At 73.9% G+C, this 7,471-nt stretch carries 7 protein-coding genes; 3 read left to right on the top strand and 4 right to left on the bottom strand.

All coding sequences use genetic code 11. The features are described from left to right. Nucleotides 1-391: EamA family transporter (locus NS184_RS18620; RefSeq protein ID WP_152998295.1), on the top strand; the 391-nt coding region annotated here is incomplete at its 5' end. Between the two features lie 132 nt (nucleotides 392-523). Here NS184_RS18620 and NS184_RS16710 read toward each other — a convergent pair. After that, a complete protein-coding gene (locus NS184_RS16710) occupies nucleotides 524-952 on the bottom strand; it encodes a GNAT family acetyltransferase (RefSeq protein ID WP_058727201.1) in 429 nt (142 codons plus the stop codon). Nucleotides 953-1,045: 93 nt separating this feature from the next. On the opposite strand from NS184_RS16710, the gene NS184_RS16705 reads away from it, so the two are divergent. Next, entirely contained in the window at nucleotides 1,046-1,855 is an 810-nt protein-coding gene (locus tag NS184_RS16705) for a class E sortase (RefSeq protein WP_242863096.1), read from the top strand. Beyond that, nucleotides 1,852-2,028, top strand: a complete 177-nt coding sequence (locus NS184_RS18480; RefSeq protein WP_193750548.1) for a hypothetical protein — start codon at nucleotides 1,852-1,854, stop codon at nucleotides 2,026-2,028. The genes NS184_RS16705 and NS184_RS18480 overlap by 4 nt, the downstream gene beginning before the upstream one ends. Before the next feature lie 114 nt (nucleotides 2,029-2,142). On the opposite strand, the gene NS184_RS16700 is transcribed toward NS184_RS18480, so the two are convergent. The 3 genes from NS184_RS16700 to NS184_RS16690 all read right to left on the bottom strand — a co-directional run. Then, complete coding sequence (locus tag NS184_RS16700; RefSeq protein WP_058727200.1) at nucleotides 2,143-5,124, bottom strand: AAA family ATPase; 2,982 nt, start codon at nucleotides 5,122-5,124, stop codon at nucleotides 2,143-2,145. Then, nucleotides 5,124-6,287 (bottom strand): metallophosphoesterase family protein, encoded by a 1,164-nt coding sequence (locus NS184_RS16695; RefSeq protein ID WP_058727199.1) that lies wholly within the window; start codon nucleotides 6,285-6,287, stop codon nucleotides 5,124-5,126. The genes NS184_RS16700 and NS184_RS16695 overlap by 1 nt, the downstream gene beginning before the upstream one ends. Nucleotides 6,288-6,374: 87 nt before the next feature. After that, the coding region (locus tag NS184_RS16690) for a S24/S26 family peptidase (RefSeq protein ID WP_193750544.1) at nucleotides 6,375-7,471 on the bottom strand (1,097 nt) is incomplete at its 5' end.

Genomic DNA, 7,471 nt, shown 5'->3' with positions numbered 1-7,471 from the left:
GGACGGACCGGGCGGGCTGGACGGTCCGGCCGGGCTGGGCGGTCCTGTCGGTCGGGTCGCCCGGCCTGGAGGCGCAGATCGCGTCGTCCCCACGGCCGCGGCGGCCGGGTCTTCCGCCGTCGGCGCGGGGCGGACGCGGTGGTCCGGCCGGTTCGTCGCGACCGTCGCGTCGTGCGGCGTGCTCGACGCCCTGGCGAACGTCTTCATCCAGGCGGGACTGCACGCGAGTGACGACCCGCTGACCCTGCCGGTGATGAGCGTGCTCAACGCGCTCTACCCGATCGGCACGGTGGTCCTCGCCGGCGTGGTGCTGCGGGAACGCCTGACCGTGCTGCAGCTGGTCGGCATCGTCCTGGCGTTCACGGCGTCGGTCGGGCTCGCGCTGGTGTGACGTGCGCGGTACGGCGGCTCGGCACCCCGAGTCTCGGACCGGCGGACAGTTTCGCGGCCGATCGGCGTGCAGAGTGTCCGCGGAGCCGAGTCTCGGTGCGACGAGCGGGAAGGGCGGCGGACCGGACGGGCGTCAGGCGTCGGGGATGAGCCGCTTGCCGAGCGACACCGTGTGGTCGGGCTCGTACCCGAGGGACTCGTAGAAGCCGAGCACCTGCTCGTTGCCGGCGCGCACCTGGAGGTTGAGCTTCGGGCACCCCATCGCGGCCAGGCGCTGTTCGAACTCCCGCATGAAGGTCCTCCCGAGTCCGGAGCCCTGCAGGTCGGGCCGCACCGCGAGGTAGTTCACCCACCCTCGGTGCCCGTCGAACCCGGCCATGCCGGCACCGACCACGAGGTCGTCCGCGTCGACGGCGACGAGGAACAGCTCGGGCTGCACCGTGAGCTTCCGCTCGATGTCGCGGCGGGGGTCGTTCCACGGTCGGACCAGGCCGCACGCCTCCCACAGCGCGACGACCGACTCGGTGTCGGGGCGGGCGAACGGGCGGATCACGTGCTGCACCTCCTCACGGTAACGGTCCTGTGGAGAACCGCATCACCCGGACGTCGGCATGGGATGGTAGAACTGTCCGACCACCCCAGGATCAGGAGCACCGTGACCGCGCACGACACCCTCCCGTCGCGATCCGGCGACGACACGGACGGCGACACCGGCCGTCCGGCGCCGCACCGCCGGGCACCGCGCCGTCGTCAGAGTGTCGGTGGTGCGATCGTCTCGCTCATCGCCGAGCTGCTCATCATCGCCGGCGCAGGGACCGGGCTCTACGTCGTGTGGACGGCCTGGTGGACGGACGTCGTCGCGGTCCAGGGCCAGACGAAGCTCATCGACGGGCTCGGCCAGACCGACCCGAAGACCGGCACGGGGACCGAGCACCGCGGCCCGGCTCCGGTCCTCGCGGAGCCGAAGGACGTCGAGGACGTGTTCGGCACGATGCAGATCCCCCGGTTCGGCGCGGACTACGACCGGCCGATCGGCGAGGGCACCGACCGCGAGAAGGTCCTCAACACCATCGGGCTCGGGCACTACCAGGACACCGCGATGCCGGGCGCGGCGGGCAACTTCGCCGTCGCCGGGCACCGGGTGACCTACGGCAAGCCGCTCAACCAGATCGCCGAGCTGCAGGACGGTGATGCGGTCGTCGTCCGGGTGACCGACAAGGCGACGAAGTTCGACGTCTGGTACGTCTACAAGGTCACCGACTCCCAGATCGTCACGCCGGACAAGGTCGAGACGATCGCTCCGGTGCCGAACAAGCCCGGGGTCGAGCCGACGGCGGACGACCGCTGGCTGACCCTCACCGCCTGCCACCCGATGTGGTCCGCGGCGGAGCGGTACATCGTGCACGCCAAGCTCGACTACTGGATGCCGGTGTCCGAGGGCACCCCGAAGGAGCTCGCCAAGTGATCTTCCCGCTCGTCTGGCGGCTCTTGCCCGGACCGACCGCGCTCAAGGTGATCGAGCTGGTCGTGCTGCTCGCGGCGATCGTGTTCGTGCTGTTCACCTGGGTCTTCCCGTGGATCGCGGCGGACATCCTGCCGCCACCGGACGGGACGATCGACTCGACCCCGTCACCGTAGCCGTCGCCGTCGCCGTCGCCGTCGCCGTGAGCGTCGCGCCGCCGTCACCGTGAGCGTCGCGCCGCCGTCGCTGTGAACGTCGCGTCCCCGTCGCCGTCGCCGTCGCAGCGGGGGTCAGACCGTGGTGGTGACGCGCGACCCGCCGTCCGGGGTCCGGCGCACCGCGATCCGCTCGGGGATCCGCTGCTTGAGCTCCTCGACGTGACTGACGATCCCCACCTGACGACCACCGGCCGTCAGCCGGGACAGCTGCACGAGCACGCCGTCGAGCGCCTCCGGGTCGAGCGTGCCGAAGCCCTCGTCGACGAAGAGCGTGCCGAGCGACACCCCGCCGGCCTCGGCCTGCACGACGTCGGCGAGACCGAGCGCGAGGCACAGCGACACCGTGAAGGTCTCACCGCCGGACAGACTGCGTGGATCGCGCACGGTGTCCGTCGTGTGGTCGTGCACCGCCAGCGCCAGCCCCGTTCGCCGGGCTCGCGACCCGGACTCGCGCTCGTCGGAGGTCTCGAGCGTGAACCGTCCGGCGAGCATGCCGCGGAGTCGGTCGTTCGCCGCTGCGACGACGTCCTCGAACCGGCGCATCAGCACGTACGTGCCGAGGGTGATGCCGGACGGGTTGGCGGCCGTCGCGCCGTTCGCGACGTCGGCCAGCCGAACCACCGCACGGCTGCGCGCACTCGTGTCGTCGCGTGCCCGGACGGCCTCGGCGAGTTCGGCGGCGCACCGCTGCACGGCGGTCGACCGGTCGGTGGCGGTGACCGCGGCACGGCTCGCCTCGTCGAGCTGCTCGGAGGCCCGCTCCCGTTCCGCTGCGGCGCCCGCGACGTCGAGTTCGGCGTCGGCATCGCCCGCGGCCGCCTGCACCGCGGGGTCGGCAAGGCCCGCGTCGACGGCGCCGCGGGCAGCGATCGCATCGTCCACGGTCTCGCGGAGTCCACGTTCAGCGGCGGCGTCCAGGAGGGCTGCGCGTGCCACGGAGACGTCGTCGAAGCCGTGTTCCTCGAGAGCGGCGTCGACCTCGACGCTGCGGTCCGCCACCACGCGGACATCCTGTTCCACTGCGGCGTCGGCACGGACCACGGCACCGAGCACCGCCACGTGTGCTTCGATCGCACGGACCACGTCGCCGAGCCCCGTGACGCCCTCGATTCCCGGAACGGCCAGCGCGGTCAGCCGGAGCTCCGCGCCGGCGATCGTCTCGGCGTCCTGTCGCAGGCGCTCGGCGTCGGCCTCGACGGCGGTGGCCAGGACCGCACGCTGGGTGCCCGCGTCGTTGCGGGCACGTTCGCTCGCGCGCGTGGCCTCGTCGAACGCGGCCAGTTCGCGGTCGATGTCCACGGCCGTCCGGGAGGCCTCATGCGCGACCGTGACCGCGGCAACGGCGCGGTCGAACGCCGCCGCGAGGTCGTCGTCGTCCAGGTCACCGACCGCCTCGGCGAGTCGTCGGTGCTCGGCCTGCGCGACGCGGAGCTCGCCAGCGGCGTCACCGAGCGCGGCTTCGGCGGCGCGGGCCCGCTCGGCCGCCTGGTCGACGGCGTCGGTGCTGGGGTGGTCGTCCGTCGTGGCGGCCGGGGCGGGGTGCTCGACGGCTCCGCAGACCGGGCACGGAGAGCCGTCCTCGAGTGCAGCTCCGAGCTCGCCGGCGAGCCCTGCGATCCGACGCTCGCGCAGGTCGCGCTCGGTCCGCAGGGCGGACTCGGCTGCGGTCCTGGCGACGATCACCGCCCGTTCTGCGTCGGCGAGGTGCGTGGTGGCCCCAGCGAACGCCACCCGCTCGCGGCGGACGAGCTCGAGGCGTCCGACCTCGTGCTCGGCGGCCGTTCGGCCGGCAGCCGTCTCAGCCGCGGCGGCGGCTCGGGCGACGAGTTCGGCTCGATGTTCGGGTCGGTTCGTCAGCGCGCGGTCGAGTTCGGCGACGTGGTCCTCGAGTGCCGCGAGGTCGCGCCGGGCGGCGTCGAGCGCGGTCGTCCGCGCTTCGATCCCGCTGGCGAGGTCGACGAGGTGGCGCTCGCCCTCGACCGCGGTGCGCAGTCGCTCTGCGAGCCCTGCGACGTCGGTCCCGTGGTCGAGCCCGAGCCGCTCGCGGAGCGTGGCCGCGTCCGCACGCGCCGCGGCGGCACGGTCCCGCGCAGCGTCGAGGCTGTCCGCGAACGAGACCACCCGGGCAGCACGGGCTGACCGGTCGAGCCGCCGACGAGCGTCCGCGACCGCGCCGGCTCGGACATCGAGGTCGGCTCGTCGGGCGAGGAGGTCACGACGCCGTGCCAGTGCGGTCGCACGCGCCCGCAGCAGCTCCTCGTGCTCGGTGGCGGCCCGGGCTGCAGCGGCGGCCGATGCCCGCGCACCCTCGGCCTGCCGCGCTGCGTCCTGCAGGGCGTCGGCCGTCACGGCGACGTCGGACTCGCTCGCGGTGTCGACGCCCGCCGCCTGGGCGAACCGGGCCAGCGCGTCGCGCACCCGGGAGTCCGCTCCCTCGACCTCGGCGAGGACGGCCCGCCGGCGTGCCGCGAGCTCCTCGGCGGTGCGGTCGTAGACCTGTGTCCCGAACAGGGACTGCAGGAGTTTCCGACGGTCTTCACCAGGGGAACGGAGGAACCGGGCGAACTCGCCCTGCGGCAGCACCACCGTCTGGAGGAACTGCGCGCGGTCGAGTCCCACGATCCGGGCGATCTCGGCCCCGATCTCCGGGATGCGCGCGGACAGAGGTTCGCCCGCAGGGTCGGTCGGAGCGGTGAGCCGGAACAACTGTGCGGATGCCTGCTGCTTGACCGTGCCGGACCCACGCTGCTTCGGGCGGTCGTACTGCGGGGTCCGTCGGACGCGGAACACCCCGGCGCCCGTCTCGAACACGAGCTCGACGTACGGTTCGACCGACGGGTCGGCGTGCTGACTGTGCAGGCGGTCGCTGCTCGCGTCCGCGCCGGCGAGTCCGCCGTACAGGGCGAACACCACCGCGTCGATGATGGTCGACTTGCCGGAGCCCGTCGGCCCTTCGAGCAGGAACACCCCGGACGCGGCGAGCGCCGCGAAGTCGATGGTCACGGTGTCCGGGTACGGCCCGATCGCGCGCAGCTCGAGACGGTGCAGGTACATCAGCGCTCCCCCTCGGTCTGCAGCGCCCGCGCAGCCGCCTCGTACGCCTCGGTCAGGACGGCGCGGTCGTCGTCGTCCGGGACGGCTCCGGTCGCGAACGTGACGAAGTCGGCCGCGACCTCGACCGGGTCGGACGTCGCCGTGACGGCACGCGCTGCCGGACGTGCAGCGGCGTCGGCCGGCTCGTGCGTGATCGCGAGGGCGTGTGGCAGGTGGTCCTTGACGCGCTGGTACATCCGTTCGGGGTGCACGGTGTCGGTGACCGCGACCCGGACCCACGCGTCGGCGTCGTCCGCGAACGCTCCGGACTCGATGGCAGCGATCGTCGCGCGGACGTCGACGAGACGCCGCGGGACGGGGGTGGGCAGCAGTTCGACCGCGACGCTGCCGTCCGCCGCGAGGTCCACCAGGGTGACCGACTTCGCCTGGTGCCGCTCCCCGAAGGAGAACGCCAGGGGTGAGCCGGCGTAGCGGACCCGGTCGCCGTCCCCGACGCGCTGCGGGCCGTGCAGGTGCCCGAGGGCGACGTAGTCGAACCCGTCGAACGTCGACCGCGCGACCATGTCGACGCCGCCGACGCGGATGTCCTGCTCGCTGTCGCTCGGTTCGGCGCCGCCCACGAAGGCGTGCGCCACGACGACGCTCCGTGTGCCGGGGCGGGTCGCGAGGTCGGCGCGGATCCGCTCCGTGGCGGCGCCGACGACGGCCTGGTGCGACCGCGCGAGGGGTTCGTCCGGGACGGCGGCGAGCGCCCAACGGGTGAGGTCGGGGTGCAGGTACGGGATGCCGTACACGGCGACGGCGCCGGCCGGGTCGTCCACGAGCACGGGCGTCGCGATGCCGGCGGGTTCGGCGAGGATCCGGACGCGGGAGGCCATGACCGCGGCGCCGAACCCGAGACGGGCCGCGGAGTCGTGGTTGCCGGGGGTGATCACGACCGTCGCGTGCTCGGCCAGACGTCCGAGCGCGCCGGAGAGCATGCGGACCGCCTCGACCGGCGGGATCGCGCGGTCGTAGACGTCACCCGCGACCACGACCAGGTCGACCGAGCGGTCGCGGACGACGTCGACGAGGTGGTCGAGGAAGGCGGCCTGGTGGTCGAGCAGGTCCGCACCCAGGAGGGTCCGGCCGAGGTGCCAGTCGCCGGTGTGCAGGATCCGCATGCCGTCACGGTAGCGCCGCCCACGGACATCGCCGGGCACCCCACGGTCACTGTGGAGCATCGGCGGCCCGGGCCCCCGGTGCAGGGATCAGCCGCAGCCCGCGGAGCCCGACCCGGCCAGGGAGAGGACCCGGACCTTGACCGACTGCGAGCTCGGCACGGTCCACGACCCACCGAGGTTCGTGCGGATGCGGAGGTCGACCGTCCCGAGCGCGAGCAGACCGCTCCCGCTGTAGACGAGGGACGACGCCGTCCCGGGCGCGGTCGCGACCCGGGTGGTCCCGTCCATGAGGTCGAACGAGGTCGGCACGCCGATGTCCGTCGTCGGTGGGTACGACCAGGAGATCGTGACGCTGGTGGCCGAGGCGGGCGCGCAGGACAGGTCGGACACGCTCACCGGCGTCCCGGCTCCGTAGGTCGACGTCGAACTCGTCGTGCGCGAGAACGGCTCCGCCACCGCCGACGGGGACAGCAGGGTCCCGAGACCGACGGCCAGCACGACCACGGCAGCCGCGCCACCCAGGCGCACCCGCCGACCCCGCCGAGCGCGTCGCCGGAGCGAGCGACGGGTGACGGTCGTGCCGCGACCGGCCGGGAGGGACGGTGCGGGCCCGCCCCGCGCCTCCAGGTCGTCCCCTGGTCGCGACGGACCGCGACCATCGCCGTCCTGGTCGTCCACGTCCTCGTCCGCGCCGTCGTCGCCGGCGGCGAGGCGACGGAGCGACCCGTCCACGGCGCAGAGCGCGAGGACGGCCGCGAAGCCGAGGCCGAGCAGCCCCGACCGGGCCCACTCGCCGTCGCGGAGCCAGGTGATCGGCGCGGCGACGAACGGGATCCGGAGGAACGCCACCCCGTGCACGGCGGCCGGCTCGAGCGGCGTCGAGTCGGCCTGCGGGTTGGCGTCACCCTTCGTGACGAGGGTGCCGTTCGGTCCCTCCTCGACGTAGCGGTGCATCCGCAGGTGGCCGGGCTGGTCGGGGTCGTCTGCGAGCAGGATCCTGCCCGGCCGGACCTCGGCCGGCGGCACCGGACGGGAGACGACGACGTCACCGGGGACGAGCCGGGGCTCCATCGACCCGGTCATGACCGTGGTCGGCTGCCACCCGATGAGCGCCGGCGCCGCGGCCCAGAGGGCGAGACCGAGGACGGTGGCGACCACGCCGCGGGCGAGGGTGCCGACGACGA

Origin of the sequence: Curtobacterium luteum, assembly GCF_001475545.1 — a bacterium.
GTDB classification, from domain to species: Bacteria; Actinomycetota; Actinomycetes; order Actinomycetales; family Microbacteriaceae; genus Curtobacterium; species Curtobacterium luteum_A.
This window is presented reverse-complemented; position numbering and strand designations above follow the sequence as displayed.

Bases quoted from the DNA above. Each gene is read 5' to 3' on its own strand.
- NS184_RS16695 (WP_058727199.1), bottom strand. From the start codon at position 6,287: ATGCGGATCCTGCACACCGGCGACTGGCACCTCGGCCGGACCCTCCTG.
- NS184_RS16700 (WP_058727200.1), bottom strand. From the start codon at position 5,124: ATGTACCTGCACCGTCTCGAGCTGCGCGCGATCGGGCCGTACCCGGAC.